Origin of the sequence: Enterococcus sp. S22(2020), assembly GCF_020295385.1 — a bacterium.
GTDB classification, from domain to species: Bacteria; Bacillota; Bacilli; order Lactobacillales; family Enterococcaceae; genus Enterococcus_L; species Enterococcus_L dunnyi.
In genome coordinates, this window is the sequence record NZ_JACFUD010000002.1 from 529941 (window position 1) to 547138 (window position 17198).

Annotated in this window: 20 protein-coding genes, 1 tRNA gene and 1 other annotated feature; of the genes, 17 read left to right on the plus strand and 4 right to left on the minus strand. The window is 36.4% G+C overall.

Annotation, left to right across the window (positions count from 1 at the left end; all coding sequences use genetic code 11):
• Window positions 1-26 precede the first annotated feature (26 nt).
• Window positions 27-100: transfer RNA gene (locus tag H3T55_RS05385), tRNA-Arg, on the minus strand.
• Window positions 101-269: 169 nt separating this feature from the next.
• Window positions 270-345 (plus strand) — a sequence feature (ribosomal protein L21 leader region).
• Between the two features lie 19 nt (window positions 346-364).
• Between H3T55_RS05385 and rplU the strand changes: the two genes are divergently transcribed.
• The 5 genes from rplU (at window position 365) to H3T55_RS05410 (ending at window position 5294) form a co-directional block, all read left to right on the plus strand.
• Window positions 365-673: a 50S ribosomal protein L21 gene (rplU, locus tag H3T55_RS05390; RefSeq protein ID WP_069661579.1), complete on the plus strand. Its 309-nt coding sequence runs from the start codon at window positions 365-367 to the stop codon at window positions 671-673.
• Between the two features lie 34 nt (window positions 674-707).
• Complete coding sequence (locus tag H3T55_RS05395) at window positions 708-1052, plus strand: ribosomal-processing cysteine protease Prp (protein WP_225533652.1); 345 nt, start codon at window positions 708-710, stop codon at window positions 1050-1052.
• A 12-nt stretch (window positions 1053-1064) separates the two neighbouring features.
• Entirely contained in the window at window positions 1065-1352 is a 288-nt protein-coding gene (gene rpmA / locus H3T55_RS05400) for a 50S ribosomal protein L27 (protein WP_010762831.1), read from the plus strand.
• A 437-nt stretch (window positions 1353-1789) separates the two neighbouring features.
• Window positions 1790-2794: a DUF916 domain-containing protein gene (locus tag H3T55_RS05405; RefSeq protein WP_225533653.1), complete on the plus strand. Its 1005-nt coding sequence runs from the start codon at window positions 1790-1792 to the stop codon at window positions 2792-2794.
• A 25-nt stretch (window positions 2795-2819) separates the two neighbouring features.
• On the plus strand, window positions 2820-5294 hold the full coding sequence (locus H3T55_RS05410) for a WxL domain-containing protein (protein ID WP_225533654.1): 2475 nt from the start codon (window positions 2820-2822) through the stop codon (window positions 5292-5294).
• Window positions 5295-5520: 226 nt separating this feature from the next.
• Here the strand turns inward: H3T55_RS05410 and H3T55_RS05415 are convergent, their stop codons facing one another.
• Together H3T55_RS05415 and H3T55_RS05420 are read right to left on the minus strand one after the other, a co-directional pair.
• Complete coding sequence (locus H3T55_RS05415; RefSeq protein ID WP_225550111.1) at window positions 5521-6249, minus strand: TetR/AcrR family transcriptional regulator; 729 nt, start codon at window positions 6247-6249, stop codon at window positions 5521-5523.
• A 384-nt stretch (window positions 6250-6633) separates the two neighbouring features.
• Entirely contained in the window at window positions 6634-6999 is a 366-nt protein-coding gene (locus H3T55_RS05420) for a hypothetical protein (protein ID WP_225533656.1), read from the minus strand.
• A gap of 182 nt (window positions 7000-7181) precedes the next feature.
• Here H3T55_RS05420 and H3T55_RS05425 point away from each other — a divergent pair, with 182 nt between their 5' ends.
• The 3 genes from H3T55_RS05425 (at window position 7182) to H3T55_RS05435 (ending at window position 8491) form a co-directional block, all read left to right on the plus strand.
• On the plus strand, window positions 7182-7652 hold the full coding sequence (locus H3T55_RS05425; RefSeq protein WP_225533657.1) for a DUF2798 domain-containing protein: 471 nt from the start codon (window positions 7182-7184) through the stop codon (window positions 7650-7652).
• 121 nt (window positions 7653-7773) lie between these two features.
• The gene (locus tag H3T55_RS05430; protein WP_225533658.1) at window positions 7774-8178 is read left to right on the plus strand and encodes a pyridoxamine 5'-phosphate oxidase family protein; all 405 of its coding nucleotides are present in this window, start codon (window positions 7774-7776) and stop codon (window positions 8176-8178) included.
• 163 nt (window positions 8179-8341) lie between these two features.
• Window positions 8342-8491 (plus strand): hypothetical protein, encoded by a 150-nt coding sequence (locus H3T55_RS05435; RefSeq protein WP_225533659.1) that lies wholly within the window; start codon window positions 8342-8344, stop codon window positions 8489-8491.
• Window positions 8492-8543: 52 nt separating this feature from the next.
• Here H3T55_RS05435 and H3T55_RS05440 read toward each other — a convergent pair whose 3' ends face one another.
• Window positions 8544-9356 carry a metallophosphoesterase gene (locus H3T55_RS05440; protein ID WP_225533660.1) on the minus strand — a complete coding sequence of 271 codons (813 nt, stop codon included), beginning with the start codon at window positions 9354-9356 and terminating at the stop codon, window positions 8544-8546.
• Between the two features lie 184 nt (window positions 9357-9540).
• Here H3T55_RS05440 and H3T55_RS05445 point away from each other — a divergent pair, with 184 nt between their 5' ends.
• From H3T55_RS05445 to H3T55_RS05485, 9 genes are all read left to right on the plus strand, one after another.
• Window positions 9541-10632: an acyltransferase gene (locus H3T55_RS05445; protein ID WP_412523588.1), complete on the plus strand. Its 1092-nt coding sequence runs from the start codon at window positions 9541-9543 to the stop codon at window positions 10630-10632.
• 141 nt (window positions 10633-10773) lie between these two features.
• The gene (locus tag H3T55_RS05450; protein ID WP_225533722.1) at window positions 10774-11838 is read left to right on the plus strand and encodes a M24 family metallopeptidase; all 1065 of its coding nucleotides are present in this window, start codon (window positions 10774-10776) and stop codon (window positions 11836-11838) included.
• Window positions 11839-11991: 153 nt separating this feature from the next.
• Window positions 11992-12417, plus strand: coding sequence for an Asp23/Gls24 family envelope stress response protein (locus H3T55_RS05455; RefSeq protein WP_087641013.1), 426 nt, complete (start codon window positions 11992-11994; stop codon window positions 12415-12417).
• Window positions 12410-12856: a transcription antitermination factor NusB gene (gene nusB / locus H3T55_RS05460; RefSeq protein ID WP_087641014.1), complete on the plus strand. Its 447-nt coding sequence runs from the start codon at window positions 12410-12412 to the stop codon at window positions 12854-12856. The genes H3T55_RS05455 and nusB overlap by 8 nt, the downstream gene beginning before the upstream one ends.
• A gap of 176 nt (window positions 12857-13032) precedes the next feature.
• Complete coding sequence (locus tag H3T55_RS05465; RefSeq protein ID WP_225533662.1) at window positions 13033-13878, plus strand: bifunctional methylenetetrahydrofolate dehydrogenase/methenyltetrahydrofolate cyclohydrolase; 846 nt, start codon at window positions 13033-13035, stop codon at window positions 13876-13878.
• Window positions 13879-13887: 9 nt separating this feature from the next.
• The gene (gene xseA, locus H3T55_RS05470) at window positions 13888-15231 is read left to right on the plus strand and encodes an exodeoxyribonuclease VII large subunit (protein ID WP_225533663.1); all 1344 of its coding nucleotides are present in this window, start codon (window positions 13888-13890) and stop codon (window positions 15229-15231) included.
• Window positions 15232-15235: 4 nt separating this feature from the next.
• Window positions 15236-15475: an exodeoxyribonuclease VII small subunit gene (locus tag H3T55_RS05475; protein ID WP_087641017.1), complete on the plus strand. Its 240-nt coding sequence runs from the start codon at window positions 15236-15238 to the stop codon at window positions 15473-15475.
• Window positions 15475-16365 (plus strand): polyprenyl synthetase family protein, encoded by an 891-nt coding sequence (locus H3T55_RS05480; protein ID WP_225533664.1) that lies wholly within the window; start codon window positions 15475-15477, stop codon window positions 16363-16365. The genes H3T55_RS05475 and H3T55_RS05480 overlap by 1 nt, the downstream gene beginning before the upstream one ends.
• Before the next feature lie 13 nt (window positions 16366-16378).
• Window positions 16379-17194 carry a TlyA family RNA methyltransferase gene (locus tag H3T55_RS05485; protein WP_225533665.1) on the plus strand — a complete coding sequence of 272 codons (816 nt, stop codon included), beginning with the start codon at window positions 16379-16381 and terminating at the stop codon, window positions 17192-17194.
• The last annotated feature ends 4 nt before the right edge of the window (window positions 17195-17198 follow it).

Sequence of the window (17198 nt, forward strand, 5' to 3'; positions counted from 1 at the left end):
ATTAGTCATCGTTTTCTGCAGTTCTATACGCCAAGAGAGATTCGAACTCCCGACCGCTCGCTTAGAAGGCGAGTGCTCTATCCAGCTGAGCTATTGGCGCATGAATAACACGACAAAATTTATTATAATGAACATGTAAAACAAAGTCAATCATTAATTAGAAATAACGCTAAAGTTTTTTTAGAAGCAGAGAAAGTAACGGAAAACTCAAGTTTTCATTGACTCTCTTACCTTATTTTGATATAGTATTACTGTTGTAATTGTGGTCTCCACAGCTACAACCGCACAGAACAAGTCTTAAGCATGAGATTCTCATCACTTGGGATGGCGAGTCTAAGTCTAGAAGAAGGAGGTGCTGTATAGCATGTACGCAATTATCAAAACTGGTGGTAAACAAGTAAAAGTTGAGGTAGGTCAAGCAATTTACGTTGAAAAATTAGACGTAGAAGCTGGCGAAAAAGTTGTTTTTGACGAAGTTATCTTAGTAGGTGGCGAATCTACGAAAGTAGGAGCTCCAACTGTTGCAGGTGCAACTGTCGAAGGAACTGTTGAAAAACACGGCAAACAAAAGAAAGTCGTTACTTTCAAATACAAACCTAAAAAACACACTCACCGTAAACAAGGTCACCGTCAACCATATACAAAAGTCGTGATCGAAGCAATTAACGCATAATTCTTTTAAGTTGCATAGGAAAGAAGGCCTATCAATGATTAAAAGTTCTTTTAAACGAAATGATGCAGGTCAGATCATTTCTTTTGAAGTAACTGGGCACGCTGAATCTGGACCATATGGCAGTGACATCGTTTGTGCAGCAGTTTCTGCATTAACGATCAGTACGGTCAATGGTATCGATGCTCTAGCAGGTTTTGAACCGATCGTTGAAACCAATGAAGCTGAAGGTGGCTACCTTTATGTTGAAATGAGTTCAAAAGCAAATCAGGAACAAACCAATATTGCCCAAATTCTCTTGGAAAACCTTTTGTTAGGTTTACAAGCAGTCGAGCAAGAAAACCTTGAATTTATTCAAGTCAAAACCATAAACAAAAAATAGGAGGTGCAGACGATGTTACTAAATATGAATTTACAATTATTCGCCCATAAAAAAGGTGGAGGTTCTACTTCCAACGGACGTGATTCAGAATCTAAACGCTTAGGCGCTAAGAGTGCTGATGGCCAAACTGTTACTGGTGGATCGATTTTATACCGTCAACGCGGAACTAAAATTTATCCAGGAGCTAACGTAGGTATTGGTGGCGATGACACTTTATTTGCTAAAGTTGATGGCGTAGTACGTTTCGAACGTAAAGGCCGTGACAAAAAACAAGTGTCTGTTTATCCAGTCGCTCAATAATTTTTGAACTAATTCGCTCTACTCTTTGTCAAACAAAGAGTAGAGCTTTTTTTTGTTTCTAGGTGGGCTAGCTATGACAAAACACAGTAGTAACAAATGTGATTTTTTTCACTTTTATAAAAGACGTGTTAAATATTAACAAAATGATTGATAAAAATACTTGCTCGTAAAAGTCCTTATCTTCTAAGAAAAGGGATTAATCGTAAGATTTACAATGTTGAAATGAGATATATTTATGATTTTTTGTATTTAAGGAGTGAAAATCGTGTTAATATTTTCAATTTGAGATAGAAATTAAATAAAAAAATGCGATTTCCTATTGTTTTTTCTTCTCTTTTATAGTACTATTTTCACAAACAGACAGGCTGCCTGTTTCTGGTTAAAGAAGCATTTTTTATTTAAAACAGGCTTTTAAATCATCGAAAGGATGTGATTTATTGACCGTAAAAAGAATAATTCGTTATGCGATATATTTTGTTATATATTTATCTTTTTTTCAATGCACAATATTTGCAGTTGAAAATGAAGAATATGGCTCTTTTGATGTAGAGGCAATTTTGCCGGAAAACCAAATTGATGATCAAGCCAATTACTTTCAATTATTGGTCGAGCCGAAAAAAAGACAGGTAATAAAAGTTAAAGTAAGTAATCATACTGATACTAAGCAGACTTTTTTAATAATGATCAATCAAGCTACAACGAACAAAAATGGTCTTCTTGTTTATGATGAAAAAAAACAAGAAGTTGATCAGAATGGAGATATTCAGTTTTCTCATATTGCAAAGATTAAAAAAAATGAAATTACCGTTGCTAGAAATTCAGAAAAGTATGCAGAAATTGAGTTATCTATCCCTGAAAAATCATTTAAAGGGATTCTTTTGGGAGGAATAACGATCTCAAAGAAAAATAATGCAGAGAAAACTAGCGAGGGGGTTGCAATCAAAAATGCTTTGAGCTACACTATTGCGTTACTTTTGACTGAAGATGAAAAAGTAGATTTCTATGGAGAAACAGATATTCTTTTAAGACAAATTCGAATCGTATCTTCTGAAAATAAAAGAGCTTTACAAATAGAAATTCAAAACCCTTATCCGGAAATTGTTAGAGATTTGAGTATAGAGGGGAATTTATATACCGAAGGGCATAAAAAATTGATTTCTGAAAGAAAACTGGATCAAGTAAAATTTGCGCCAAATAGCACCCTTTTATTTGAAATGGAGCTTGAAGAAAAAGACATTAAAAATGGTACATATTTGTTTGAAGGAACTATTTTTGGAAGTGATAAAACTTGGGATTTGTCTGAAAAATTAACCATTACAGAAAATGGAACAATGGCTGATAAAAAGGAGGATTCTCCTTTTAAGTGGTGGTATTTGATCATGCCGATCATTGGTGTAGGATTGTTGGCTATAAAAATCTATAGAATAAGAAATACTGATTAGGATATTTGTAGAAAGTGGGAGAAAGATGAAAAGAACAAAGGAAATAATCGGATTGTTGTTTTTACTGTTAAGTTTATTTTGTTTACCAATGAAAAGCCAGGCTTATACGCTTCCTTATGAGGATAAAGATTTGCCAGCAGTCAAAGATACGTACGTTCGATTTTTAGATCATAAAGGGGAAACATTCCCCGTGCAGTTGGCTTTAGAAGGAAGAGAAATTCGCGTCAGCTATATTCCGGAAGGTCCGAATAACTCAAGGAAGTTGCTAGATGATGAGCCGATTTCTTTCAGGACGGATGGACAATCAAATATATTCTACTTTGACCGCAGTGGTAATGAGTATAGGACAATGCGTCAAATAGGGTACCAAAAAGGAGTGGCAGATTGGAAAATAACAACGCCTGTTCCTTATGTCAAATATTTTTCAACAGAAGTTCCTTCAGGAGTAACTCCTGTTCCTGACTTACACGGATTTTTTTCCAATAGCACCGTTCAAGACATGTCTAGTGCTTGGAGATCGACCAGTGATAATTTTTCTGTCTGGAAGCGGTCAAATTATATATTAATAGACTCTTTGTGGGAAGAACAGGCAGATGGAACTTTTATTCAGACAAAGGGAACAGCTATTGACCCAAATAATAGAATAGTTTCCTATTTAGGGTATTCTCGTATATCAGTGAATGAAAATGCAGCAGGCGTAAAAGCATCTGGCGATTATTATGGGACTGATGGGGAAGGAATGACGTTATACGCGTATAACAAAGGGATCAAAGAAATGTTTGAAGATGAAACTGGTGCATCGATTACCGCACCTACTGGTTATACTAATGGTAAAAGAACTGAATTAACGTCTAGCCCGTTCATTTATACAATGGAAAATGGAGACAAGCTTCCTGAAACATATACAATCGATAAGCAGGTTTATAAGTACCAAGGGTGGTATAAAGGAGCAAATAATAAGGCTAAAATAGATACGACTTATCCACCAAAAATCACCTTCAGTGCAGAATTTGAAGAGCAAAAAGATGAAGTGCATATCGTTTATAAGAAAATCAATGCTGTTGATTTGACTGAAAAATATGTAGATGAAAAAGGTGCCACGATCGACAGCAGTTGGAATCAGACGATATCTGTAGAAAAAGATGCTGAATACCTTTTTACGCCTGAAAGTCCTAAAAAAGATTCTAATGGTGTGTCTTGGATTTATGAAGGCTGGAGATTGAGTTCTGATGCAGCAAATACGAAAAGAACAACACCTGTTTCATTGCCGATGAAGGGTGCTACTGAAGTTCACTATATCTATAAAAAAGCAGAACATAAAATAACCGAACGATGGGTGAATGATGAAGATCATTCGGAACTACTTGATATAACGTCCAACCCTAGTACAACAAATAAAGTAGTTTCTGGTGAAGAATATAATTTTGTACCTCAAGATAAGGTCTTGGATAATAATGGTAATACATGGCACTATGTCGGCTGGGAAAATTATTCAGATGCTCCTGGAACAATAAAACTTCCAAATGAATCTGTTTCGGTTGCAAATGTGACAAGAGATATAGAACTTGTATATTACTATAAAAGAGGACTTTCTTCAGCAGATCTTAGTTTAGTGGCGACTCCTAAAATCGTTGACAATGATGGCCAAGTTCAATGGAACAGTCGTTTGACAAATACGGGAGAAAATGTACTGACGGATTTAAAACTAAAGGTTAATCAGTGGTCTAACGGTTTATCAGTGCCGGATCAACTAGTTGTGAAGTTGGTTGATGGTTCTACCAAATCATTGATAGTTACACCTGAACAGTGGCAAAATGGGATCCAGTTAGACGGAGTAACACTTGCATCAGGTGATAACAAATTTATAGAAATTCAGTTTAAAACAACCGCTAGAGGAGTTGCTAATCAAGTTTTACAGGCTAAAATTGAAATGACGGGAAATATGGATCAAACACTAAAAGCAGAAGAGTTTGTTCGAATCGATGATCCTGATGAACCTAATCTCAATCAAAGTGGAGATGATACCTTAATCAACATTCCGGATTTCTTATTTGGTACGGTGACAGTTTCGCCTTATCCGCAAATGAAAACATTAGATGCGGAATCTTATACTCGGACGGATTATAAGCCTTATATCCGTTATAAATTAGATTCTAGTGTACAAGGAAACTGGACGATAGGTTTGAATTTGAGTCAATTTACATCTGGTTTAAACGCTTTGTCAACAAATACCAGCATTTCGTTGAAAAATGGCATAGTAAAAAAAGTGACCGATTTTAATCAAGAGAATGAATCCTTGGCAGTAATAGGTAAGATTGATGATCAAACTATTTTTTCTAACGATACCAGTGTTTCTCTTGGTACATTTAAAGAAGCTGGTGTCTATCAAATTGATTATGATTTTTCTGATATCGAGTTGAACCTTCCAGAGACAATGAATGCTGAGCTTAATTCAGTATACCAAGCAAAACTAAATTGGTCTTTAACAGCCGGACCATAATAATTCATTAAATGCATAGGTTAAAAAATCATTTGGATGGAGAATGTAAAAGAAAAGCCGCCTATAATAGGTGGCTTTTTAAACAAAAGTGATCTAGTTACAAAGTGAGTTACGAAGTATGTAAGAAAAATCGATATTCTATGAAAAGGAGATAGACTATATATATTAAAAAAGACTTGTTTATCTCACTATAAAATAGGTATAGATATTTTATTTACGAAAAACATCAGTTTTCAATTTCAGATAATGTCAGCCAGAGCGACTTACATAGTTCACGAATTTCTTCATCAAAAAGTGATAATCCCAAAAAGTTTGTAGTATTTTCCAAAAAGTTGATACGTCCATCAATTTCCTCTTCAGTACCAACTGTTTTTAAAAATAAAGGGTTAAACCAGATATTTAAAAGGATGGCCAAAAATTCAGCTGTGTACTCTGGTTCTGTGATATTCATGGAGCCATCTTCATTTCCCATACGGATCAACTGTTCATATAAAGGAACGATACTACTTTTCAAATTATCAAAGAGGAAGTTTAAAGATTCCGAACCGGATAATAGTTTTAAAAACATCACTCCTTTTGAAGTACTCATGACACCTTTGTAGTTTTCCTTCAGTAAAAGGCGGATTTTTTCCATAGCAGTTAAATCTGTGTTTTCCATTAAATTATCGAGACTAGCTTTGTAGGGTAGTAGATATTCCGGCAATGCATTTAAGATATCTTCTTTTCTTGGAAAATAATGATATAAACCGCCACGAGATAAGTTATTAGCTCGTATACGTATATCATTGGTTGATGTTTCATGATAGCCTTTTTCTATAAACAGTTCCAATGCACTGTTAAGAATCAACTCTCTGGTTTTATCGATACTTGACATATGAACCTCCACTTTGCGTATATTTATTTTATTATACAACAAAGTGACCTTAAGGAAATAAATATTTTCTTGTTTAGTCACTTTGTCTCAATTGAAGTGAAAAAAGTAGTGCTGTTAATACAGTGTTGCTTGTTAGACCATTTTTTTTTATGTTTTTAGAAGACAAGATAAAATATGACTATATCAACAAAATCGAAGACACAAGCTCCGACGAACGTATAAAATTTTTCCAAAAGGAATTACTCCATGAGCTAAAAAATACAATAAGATAGCGTATAGAGTAAAACATCTTCTGATCAACAATGAGATCTTGGTGTAAATTTTAGATGATCCTCTATCTATACAAAAATAGGATTTTTTTATAGTTACTAAAAAATACGATAATCGACTGAGATGCCATGCATTTTCTCATCAGCTCGTGAGAAGAGAGCTTGCCGATTAAGGGTACAAAAGTAATCAAATAAATTAACGATTAACAATGAATATAAAGGCATTCACCAAATCGATTACACCAATTGTAAAAATAGTGATACCAATGATTAATAAACTTCCAATTACACGGCGAATGAATAAATTTTCTGTATATCGATTAAAGGATCTCCAAACTATTGATAGGTATACTATTACACTTCCTGTTACTAAAAAACTGCCAGTACGAGGACTAAAATTTCCGTAAGTTTTATGACCATTTCGATCATAAACAGTTTGAAAGTAAAGCATCCCTTTATAACCGATTGCATTTAGATAAGCACTTAATAGTGTAGCAAGTACGACCAAAAATAAGAATATCATTACTCTTTTTTTATTAAAATATTTTTTCATTATTTCCAACCCTTTCTCCTGTGTACCATTATAACACTAAGGGAGGAACTAGAACTATCTGTAAAAATGAGGAACATTCTTATGTAGTTATATTTCACTGTTTGAAAAATGAAATATTCATAAAAAAACTTACGAGAAAAATTTTTTTATGGTAGCATAATCTCTGTTATGAAAAAAAGAGGAGTGTATGTATGCCGAAAACAAAAAAAGAAAGTTTATTTTTTACAACGATTGTCTGTTTTTCCATGGTCTTTTCAATGAGTCTTTATAATTTAGTATTGCATGATCAATTATCCTGGAGTCATCTTCTAGGTGGTCTAGTACCTGGCTTTCTAGTGGCTTTTTTAGTTGATGTGTTCGTTGTAGCAAATACTGCAAAGAAAATCGCTTTTTCATTGCCGATCAATAGAGAAAAACAGCTTCATATGGTTGTTGCTGTTTCTAGCTGTATGGTGCTTGGAATGGTCTTTTTCATGTCCATTTACGGCGTCGTGATTCAAACTGGTTTTACAGAAGAATTTTTTAGGAACTATATAGGAGCTTTCAGTCAGAATTTAGTGATGGCTTTGCCTTTGCAACTACTGATCGTTGGACCTATATGCCGCTTGATTTTGAAGAAAAGTCGACAAGCTAATTGGTTACGACAAGAATCAGTCAAGTAATCAGCACGAAAAAAACAGTCGATCAATCTCTCAACTGCATTTCAAAAGGGTTTAGCTTTTCAAAAATAGCAGATAGTTGCTATAATTGAGTGAATAGCGATAAAAAAGGAGGCCTTTAGAAATGGAGATACATGAGCGAATTGTGAGATTACTAAATTCCAGTAAAGTATTTTTACTTGCAACCATCGATAAAAGGGAATTTCCAACAGTGATTACCGTATCCGCACCCTTATGGAGAGAGGGACTGTTGAAATTACAATTTTATTTGGATGGGGAAGGGGAAACGGTCAAAAATATTCGTTGTAACCCCAATGGGTCTGTTTGTTGCTATGAAGAAATTGCTCATGAAAGTTTGCTGCTAAAAGGGAAATTTTCTGTTGAAGAAGTGGGTTCTAAAGATGAGATCACATCTAGGTTGTCTGACTATCAAAAAGAATTAAATCATCAAGCACCTGTCTTGGTAACATTTGAAACTTGGACAGCAAGAATCCATATGGATAAAAAAACAAAAGATATCATTGTTTAACAAATCAATGAAAAGGAATAAGCCTAGGCATTTTTTGCTTAAGGCTTTTTTCTTTTTTCTTAATAACTCTTCATAAAATATTCGAACCAATTTATGCTTTCGTTAAGGTTTCTCAGCTATAGTTATTCTATGATAAAAAAAGCAACACAGAGGAGGGAAGGCAATGTACGCTGTAAAAGTATTACATGGATATATCAGTAAAGACGGACAACGTACAAGAGATAAAAATCAAGCACGAGTCTTTGTTGATAAACGCTTCGCAGAAAAATTTGCTGATAAAATTGGTGGACGAGTCAAAGAATTTTCTAGATAAATAAACAGGAAAAAGATAGGACGAAATTCTTAGAATTTCGTCCTATCTTTTTTTAAATATACAGATCAAATACAGCGATTTCCGGCGGCACTCTAAACCGAGCGGGAATTTTTGTTGTCCCTAATCCCGTATTGACATAAAGTGTCGTATCATTAGTTAAATTGTAGAAGCCACTAAAATATTTTTCTGCCATGATATTTTTGATGGTTATGAATGGAAGGTTGATTTGCCCACCATGACTGTGACCGGATAAGATCAGCTGTATATCTCGGTCCACTAGTTGATCAGCTACATCAGGTTCATGACTAAGTAGAATCGTGTAGTCACTTTGACGTTCACTCAAAGCTTCTTCGATCGACGAGTTACCTAATAATGAATCATCTAAACCACTGATAAAAACACTTTTTCCATCTGCAAGAGCAATATTCATCCCTGAATTTTCCAGTAATTGAAAACCAGCTCCAGCTAATATCTCTGGATAAACACGAGTAGCGCCGCCACCATAATCATGATTGCCCCAAACGGCGAATTTTCCTAAAGGCGCAGTTAATCGACTTAAGGCAGCTGTGACATCCTCGGCAGGTCCGTACTTTGCATAGTTATCAAATAGATCACCAGTAAATAAGATAATATCCGGCTTTTCCTGATTCACCTTTGTAACAATTTTTTCAAGCTGGGCTACTGGATAGTTTTCTTGAATATGGATGTCTGAAAGTTGAACAACTTTCAGTGGTTTTTGTCCTTGATTATCGCCAAGAGTATAGTTGTGAGTGACGATTCGTTTGGGTTCTATAAAAAAAGCATAGAGGACCATGCTGATGATCGAAAAAAAGAATAATATGAAAAAAATTGCTTGCTTCTTCATCCGTAACCTCACTTTCTAACACAATTCTATCAAAAATAGCTTAAAAAAGAGTAAAGCTAGCTGCTAGATTAAAAACTTTAGAATAAATTAGAATTTTAATTTTTTTATAACTGAAAAATCATAATAGGTAAAAAAATATGATATAATAAGATTTATTTCGTGTTTTTTTCTTTTAGTTTTATTTATGAGATCGACTCGAGTTAGGGGTTGTTGTTGGTTGAGACAAAAAAATGTTTCGTTTGAATGTATGAGAATCGTTGCTTTTCTAATGGTTGTTTTTAATCACGTATTTCATTATTTATTCTACGGATTAGATCTTTCGTATGAGTGGAATGTGACAGCTGTATTAATGGTGATCGTTAAACCGGCGGTACCACTTTTTATGATGATGTCAGGAGCTTTATTGTTAAGAAGAGAGTATTCTTCAAAAGAACTTCGTAATAAGATTATCAGTGTTGTGGTGACGTTGCTGTTGTTTTCTCTAGTGTATTTTTATTTTGATCCTGAATTGAAAGGAACAGATCAAACCTTCATTCTTTTATTTTTAAATGGACGGGTCAGTAATGCACTCTGGTACATGTATGTATATTTGGGCTTCTTACTATTTCTACCATTTATAAAAAAAATGGTGGATTCCTTTAATGAAAAAGATTATAGAAGCTTTTTTCTAGTACTGTTTCTTTTGTCCATGTTTTTTCCTTATCTACTGAGATTTTTAGGAGCTGATATTTCAGAAACAGATTTTTTCAAATTTGTGTTTAGTCCGTATCTATTGTACTTTGTTTTTGGTCATTATTTTATCAATGTCAAAAAAGAAACCCTTGATCTACTTAAAAATCGCAGTTACCTTCTTCCGTTGATATATGTGGGATCAGTTGTTCTTTCCGCTCTGATGATCATTACGTCAAGATATAACATGATGGACTTTGAATTGTGGAACAATAAAGCAGACTCTTTTCAATATGGTGTGATGTCAGTAGCCTTATTTATTATGTTGGCTCGAATGAGGGTATCCTCTAGATTAATTGAAAAAGGTAGTCTATTTTTAGGCTCAAAAATCTATTTTGCTTATTTGATTTCAGATTTTGTTATTCATAATCTTTATGTTCCATTATTACAAAAATTCAATTCATTGAGTAATGTTTTAGTGCGGTTTACTGTTATTTCAATTTGTATAGCAGTTGTCTGTCTAGTATTTTCTCTAATAGCAAATGCACTAGTAGATGGATGCAAACAATTGATTAAAAGTATTAAAGATAAAGAGCAAATCGCTTAGTAAAAAATAAAATAAACGGGAACGATTTCGTAAATAAAACTAAAAGAAAAAAGTTCTTCATGATTTAATCCGAATAGGTAACAAATAACAGGAAAATTTGCTACAATTAAAGAGAACGTTATGAAGAAAGAAGGAAATGCAATGATGATCAGAGTAAATAAATTAAGAGCATTGATGAAGGAAAACAATCTAGACGCATTTTTAATCACCAGCTCGTATAATCTACGGTATTTAACAAACTTTACAGGAACTACAGGATTAGCAGTGATCACATTAGACAAAGCGTTTTTTGTCACGGATTTTCGTTATACAGAGCAAGCGGCAGCACAAGCACAAGGCTATGAAATCGTTCAAAATGCAGGACCGATCTTTGATGAGGTTGTTGCGATTGCCGAAAAAGAACAATTGAAAAATATCGCTTTTGAAGAGTTATTTGTCAGCTTTGCTGAATACAGTGTGCTGGAAGAAATCATACCGTGTGAATTAGTTCCAGTAGCTGGTTTGATCGAAGAATTACGTGAAGTGAAGGATGAAGAAGAGATCGCGATCATTGAGAAAGCATGTAGCATTGCTGATCTTGGCTTTAAACATATTTTGACAGTCATCAAACCAGGGATGACAGAAATTGAGATCGCCAATCAATTGGATTTTTATATGCGTTCATTGGGTGCGACGGGTGTTTCATTTGAAACGATCGTTGCCAGTGGTGTACGTTCGGCTATGCCACATGGTGTTGCCAGTGAAAAAATCATTGAAAAAGGTGATTTGATCACGTTAGATTTTGGCTGCTATTACCAAGGCTATGTTTCTGATATGACACGGACTTTTGCGATTGGGGAACCTGATACCAAGCTGAAAGAGATTTATCAAATCGTTTTAGAAGCACAATTGAAAGTTCTAGAAGAAGCTAAACCGGGCTTGACTGGTATTCAGCTAGATGCGATCGCTCGTGACCATATCACTTCTTATGGTTATGGAGAAGCTTTTGGTCATAGTACAGGACACGGAATTGGTTTAGAGATCCACGAAGGACCCAATGTTTCCTTTAGAGCAGAGAAACAATTCGTGGCAGGTAATGTGATCACAGATGAGCCTGGGATTTATTTACCAGGACTTGGCGGTGTCAGAATCGAAGATGATCTACTGATCACGAAAGACGGCAATCGTGTATTGACACATTCACCGAAAGAATTGATTATTTTATAATTTGTAGAACACGTTTTCCTGCCTCTTTTTTTGGTAGCGAAAACGATCATTTAATGATAAACTAGGTGTGAATGTAAACTTAGATAGGTATATGGACGAAAGCTTGAAAACATAGAGAAAGTTTCTCGAACATGACTATTGAGGAGGATAAAAATGACTGACGAAAAAAATCTAGTGATTAATACAAAAGATGCTTTAGGTGAAATCGTGATCGCACCAGAAGTGATCGAAGTCATTATTGGTATTGCAGCTTCTAAAGTTGATGGCGTATATGGCATGCGCGGAACATTTGCTAATAATGTAACAGAATTCCTTGGTCGTGCTGCTCACGGCAAAGGTGTTTATTTAAGAGCCGAAGAAGAAGGCTTGAAAGTCGATATTTATTGCTACTTGAATTACGGGATCTCTGTACCGAAAGTTGCCTTAGATATGCAGGATCGTGTGAAACAGCAAGTATTGTTTATGACTGATATCGATTTAGTTGAAGTAAATATCCATGTGGTGGCAGTCGTTCCTGAAAAGCTTCCTGAGCCGGATTTTGATGAATTATTCCCAGAGGAAGAGGGAGAAAATGAGTAAGCCGAGCTTTACTCGTCATGAGATTCGTGAAAAAGCACTGCAAGCTTTATTTCCTTTGGATTTTAATATCGATTTGACGAAACAAGATGCGATTTATTATGCTTTAGAATTAGATAACCGTGATATCATCAGCGAAGATGGGGAAGAATTTGTTCCGACCTATCTAGATCTATTAGTTGGTGGTGTCTGTGACCGTAAATCAGAATTGGATGAGGTCATCAAGAAACATTTAGGCACGAATTGGACGATCAATAGGATCGCCAAAATGGATTTGATCATTTTGCGCATGGCTATTTTTGAGATGATTTATGCCGGAGATGTACCTAATACAGTGGCGTTGAATGAAGCAATTGAGTTGACCAAGAAATTCAGTGATGACCGCTCAAGAAAATTTGTCAATGGCGTACTGTCAAATGTAATGAAGGATCTTGAAGAGTAAGGGACATTTGTTTCTTTTGATGAATAAAATTTAAAGTGACTAAGGATGGCTAGAAGAGTTGTTCTTAGTCACTTTTTTTGTACATGTTTTCGTTTGAGAACAGTATTATACAGTGTAAAGAGTCTCCAATCTGTGCTAAAATGAAACAATACAAACAAAAAAAGAGGAGTGATCTCATGGGAGAGTTAATCAACGGTCGTGAATTAGCGGACAAGATGCAGGCGCAAATCAAAGAAGAAGTGACAGAACTTGAAAAAAAAGGGATTAAACCAGGCTTAGTCGTGTTGTTGGTCGGCGAAAATCCAGCGAGTCAAACGTATGTGAAGAACAAAGATTTAGCAGCAGCGAAAATCGGGATTCGTTCAAAGATCGAACGTTTGCCAGAGACGATTTCAGAAACTGAGTTACTTGATGTGATCGAACGCTACAATCAAGATCCCGAATTTCATGGTATTTTGGTTCAGTTACCGTTGCCGAAACATATCGATGAAGAAAAAGTCTTACTTGCTGTTGATCCGAACAAAGATGTTGATGGCTTTCATCCTATGAATATGGGACACTTATTTATTGGTGAGCCGACAATGATTCCATGTACGCCATACGGCATCATGAAAATGTTTGAAGCCTATAACATCGATCTTGAAGGTAAGCGAGCTGTGGTGATCGGACGGAGTAATATCGTTGGTAAACCGATGGCCCAATTGATGATGATGAAAAATGCGACAGTGACGATCGCTCATTCTAGAACAGTAGATTTACCAGCTGTTGCTAGAGAAGCGGATATTCTTGTCGTTGCGATCGGCCGCGGCCATTTCGTGACAAAAGAGTTCGTGAAGCCTGGTGCAGTCGTCATTGATGTGGGTATGAACCGCGATGGAAACGGGAAGCTGATCGGTGATGTGAAATTTGATGAAGTCTCAGAGATCGCCAGCTATATCACTCCTGTACCAAAAGGTGTTGGCCCAATGACGATCACGATGCTGATGTATCAAACAGTCGAGGCCGCTAAAAAACAAAAGTAAGGTGAGAAGATGGAACAGCAATATTTAACAGTCACAGCTTTAACCAAATATTTAAAACGTAAATTCGATGCTGATCCATACTTGGAACGTGTATATTTAACAGGAGAAATTTCTAACTTTCGCTTACGGCCAAATGCCCATCAATACTTTAGCTTAAAAGATGATGGTGCAAAAATTTCTGCAATTATGTTTAAATCAGCTTTTCAGAAACTGAAGTTTCAGCCTAAAGAAGGAATGAAAGTCCTAGTTGTTGGCCGCGTATCTTTATATGAAAATGGCGGTTCTTATCAAATTTATGTTGAACATATGGAGCCGGATGGCGTTGGTGCACTGTATCAGGCACTTGCTGAATTACGTGAAAAACTAGGAAAAGAAGGCTTGTTTGAAGGGCCTAAAAAAATGCTGCCTCGCTATCCTAAACGAATTGCTGTGATCACTAGTCCTAGCGGAGCAGTCATTCGAGACATTATTACAACGGTGAAAAGAAGATATCCGATTGCTCAGCTAGTTCTGTTTCCAACCTTAGTTCAAGGGGATCAAGCAGCAGACGATATTGTTCGTAACATTCAAAAAGTGGAAGAATCGGGCACTTTTGATACAATGATCATTGGTCGTGGTGGTGGTTCGATTGAGGATCTATGGCCTTTTAATGAAGAACGTGTGGCTAGAGCAATTTATGAGGCAAAAACACCGATCATTTCTTCCGTCGGGCATGAAACAGATGTAACGATCGCTGATATGGTTGCGGATGTTCGTGCTGCTACACCGACTGCTGCAGCAGAATTAGCGGTTCCCGTTTTAAATGAAGAATTGTTGAAAATCAAAGACCGCCAAACACGTTTGGAACAAAGCTTCTTATATCAATTGAAACAAAAAACAGACCGATATCAGCGCTTGAAAAATTCATACGTATTTAAACAACCTGACCGGTTATATGAAGGACAAACGATCAAGCTGGATCGAGTTACGCAGCGATTGATCCAATCAATGGAAACTGTGTATCATCAAAAACAACGGACAGCACAAGAAATCATTGGCCAATTCAGACAGCAAAGCCCTCAAAGCCAGATCAGAGAAGGTCAGCAGCGATTAAAATTTTTAGACGAATCCCTGCATAATCGTATGGAACAATACATGAAAGACAAACAAAAGCAGTTCAGCTCTGCAATTCAACAGCTAGACCTGCTTAGTCCATTAAAAATCATGGGACGCGGCTATAGTTATACAACAAAAGAGCAGCAAGTGGTCAAATCAGTCACTGAACTAAAACCAAAAGAAAAAATCCAGATCCATTATGTCGATGGTATCGTAGAGACCATGATAGAAAAAGTTTTACCAGCGGAAGAGGAGTAGTAGTATGGCAAAAGAAAAAGCAATCGAAAAAACATTTGAAGAATCATTGACTGAACTAGAAGAGATCGTTCAGCGTTTAGAACGCGGTGATGTTCCTTTAGAAGAAGCTTTAGCGGCTTTTCAAGAAGGGATGGCATTGAGCAAACAGTGTCAGGATACCTTGCAAAAGGCTGAAAAGACCTTAACAAAAGTGATGACAGAAAATAATGAAGAAGTTCCATTCGAAGAAAGCGGGGAAGCTTGATGGAAGATTTCACCAGTTTCCGCAAGCAAAGTTTACCGCTTATCGAAAAGGAAATGGAAGATTTTATCAATCAGTACACAGCAAACGAACAATTGAAAGAAGCGATGCTATATTCGATTCGTGCTGGAGGGAAACGGTTTCGTCCACTTTTAGTTTTAGCTGTACTTCATTCATTCGATCGTCACCCACAAACACACGATTATCAAATTGCTGCGGCCTTGGAAATGATCCATACGTATTCGTTGATTCATGATGATCTGCCTGCAATGGATGATGATGATCTACGTCGTGGAAAGCCGACGAATCATAAAGTATTTGGCGAAGCTCATGCTATTTTGGCTGGGGATGGCTTATTGACAGCCGCATTTCAACTGGCGGCACTTAGTCGAATTCAATCAGATCAAAAGGTACTTTTGATCCAGCTCTTGAGTAAGGCTGCCGGAACACAAGGAATGGTTGCTGGTCAGGCTGGGGATCTTCAAGGAGAAAAACGTTCTTTGACTTTGGCTGAACTAGCGAATGTTCACGAAAAGAAAACAGGAGCGTTGATCGAATTTGCTCTTTTAGCCGGCGGGATTCTAGCTGAACAGCCGGAAGAAGTCGTTGACTTATTAGGCATTTTTGCAAAGCATTTAGGGTTAGCGTTTCAGATCAAAGATGATCTACTTGATGCGACAAGCTCAGAAGCTGAGTTAGGCAAGCAAGTTGGACGTGATGAAGCCTTAAATAAAAGCACTTACCCAAGTCTGCTTGGGTTGGAAGGCGCAAAAGCTGCACTAGCAGAACAGCTAACATTAGGAATGAAAACTTTAGGATCTGTCAAAGAAATCAGTAGTGAATTTCAACCAGCATTCTTACAAGAATTTTTAAATCAACTGCATTTATCATAGAAAGAAGGCACTTATGAAAAAAGAGCGCGTAGATAGTTTAGCGTTTAATCAAGGATTATTTGAAACAAGAGAAAAAGCCAAACGTGCGGTGATGGCTGGTTTAGTTTATAACGATAAAAATGAACGACTGGATAAACCTGGCGAAAAAATTTCAGCGGAAACTCTGCTTCAAGTCAAAGGCCAAACGTTACCTTATGTTTCACGTGGTGGGCTAAAATTAGAAAAAGCATTGAACGTTTTCGGTATAGATGTAAAGGAGCAGACTATGCTGGATATCGGTGCATCGACAGGCGGCTTTACCGATGTTGCTTTACAAAATGGTGCTCGCTTAAGTTATGCTTTAGATGTAGGATATAATCAGCTTGCTTGGAAGATTCGACAGGATGAAAGAGTCGTTGTAATGGAACGGACAAATTTTCGTTACAGTACACCAGAAGATTTTCATGAAGGGGTACCAGATATCGCGACGATCGATGTTTCATTTATTTCTCTTAAACTGATTTTACCGCCGCTACATGCGATCCTAAAGTCTGGCGGTCAAGTAGTTGCATTGATCAAACCGCAGTTTGAGGCAGGGAAAGAGCTTGTTGGTAAAAAAGGAATCGTACGGGAACCAGAGACGCACAAACTTGTTCTCAATGATATTCTGACCTTCGCTCAAAAACATGGGTATACGATCAGCGGATTAGATTATTCACCAATTACAGGCGGTGAGGGTAATATTGAATTTTTAGCCTATTTGACTTCTGTTGAAGGAGAAGGTGTCGTTGATAGCTCAGTCGATATAGATGAAACAGTTGCTGCAGCTCATCATGAATTAAAAAAATAATCCT

What these genes read in the sequence shown, in the direction of transcription:
- rplU (WP_069661579.1), top strand. Translation starts at nt 365, where the DNA reads ATGTACGCAATTATCAAAACTGGTGGTAAACAAGTAAAAGTTGAGGTA.
- H3T55_RS05395 (WP_225533652.1), top strand. Translation starts at nt 708, where the DNA reads ATGATTAAAAGTTCTTTTAAACGAAATGATGCAGGTCAGATCATTTCT.
- rpmA (WP_010762831.1), top strand. Translation starts at nt 1,065, where the DNA reads ATGTTACTAAATATGAATTTACAATTATTCGCCCATAAAAAAGGTGGA.
- H3T55_RS05410 (WP_225533654.1), top strand. Translation starts at nt 2,820, where the DNA reads ATGAAAAGAACAAAGGAAATAATCGGATTGTTGTTTTTACTGTTAAGT.
- H3T55_RS05425 (WP_225533657.1), top strand. Translation starts at nt 7,182, where the DNA reads ATGCCGAAAACAAAAAAAGAAAGTTTATTTTTTACAACGATTGTCTGT.
- H3T55_RS05430 (WP_225533658.1), top strand. Translation starts at nt 7,774, where the DNA reads ATGGAGATACATGAGCGAATTGTGAGATTACTAAATTCCAGTAAAGTA.
- H3T55_RS05435 (WP_225533659.1), top strand. Translation starts at nt 8,342, where the DNA reads ATGTACGCTGTAAAAGTATTACATGGATATATCAGTAAAGACGGACAA.
- H3T55_RS05440 (WP_225533660.1), bottom strand. Translation starts at nt 9,356, where the DNA reads ATGAAGAAGCAAGCAATTTTTTTCATATTATTCTTTTTTTCGATCATC.
- H3T55_RS05445 (WP_412523588.1), top strand. Translation starts at nt 9,541, where the DNA reads ATGAGATCGACTCGAGTTAGGGGTTGTTGTTGGTTGAGACAAAAAAAT.
- H3T55_RS05450 (WP_225533722.1), top strand. Translation starts at nt 10,774, where the DNA reads ATGATGATCAGAGTAAATAAATTAAGAGCATTGATGAAGGAAAACAAT.
- H3T55_RS05455 (WP_087641013.1), top strand. Translation starts at nt 11,992, where the DNA reads ATGACTGACGAAAAAAATCTAGTGATTAATACAAAAGATGCTTTAGGT.
- nusB (WP_087641014.1), top strand. Translation starts at nt 12,410, where the DNA reads ATGAGTAAGCCGAGCTTTACTCGTCATGAGATTCGTGAAAAAGCACTG.
- H3T55_RS05465 (WP_225533662.1), top strand. Translation starts at nt 13,033, where the DNA reads ATGGGAGAGTTAATCAACGGTCGTGAATTAGCGGACAAGATGCAGGCG.
- xseA (WP_225533663.1), top strand. Translation starts at nt 13,888, where the DNA reads ATGGAACAGCAATATTTAACAGTCACAGCTTTAACCAAATATTTAAAA.
- H3T55_RS05475 (WP_087641017.1), top strand. Translation starts at nt 15,236, where the DNA reads ATGGCAAAAGAAAAAGCAATCGAAAAAACATTTGAAGAATCATTGACT.
- H3T55_RS05480 (WP_225533664.1), top strand. Translation starts at nt 15,475, where the DNA reads ATGGAAGATTTCACCAGTTTCCGCAAGCAAAGTTTACCGCTTATCGAA.
- H3T55_RS05485 (WP_225533665.1), top strand. Translation starts at nt 16,379, where the DNA reads ATGAAAAAAGAGCGCGTAGATAGTTTAGCGTTTAATCAAGGATTATTT.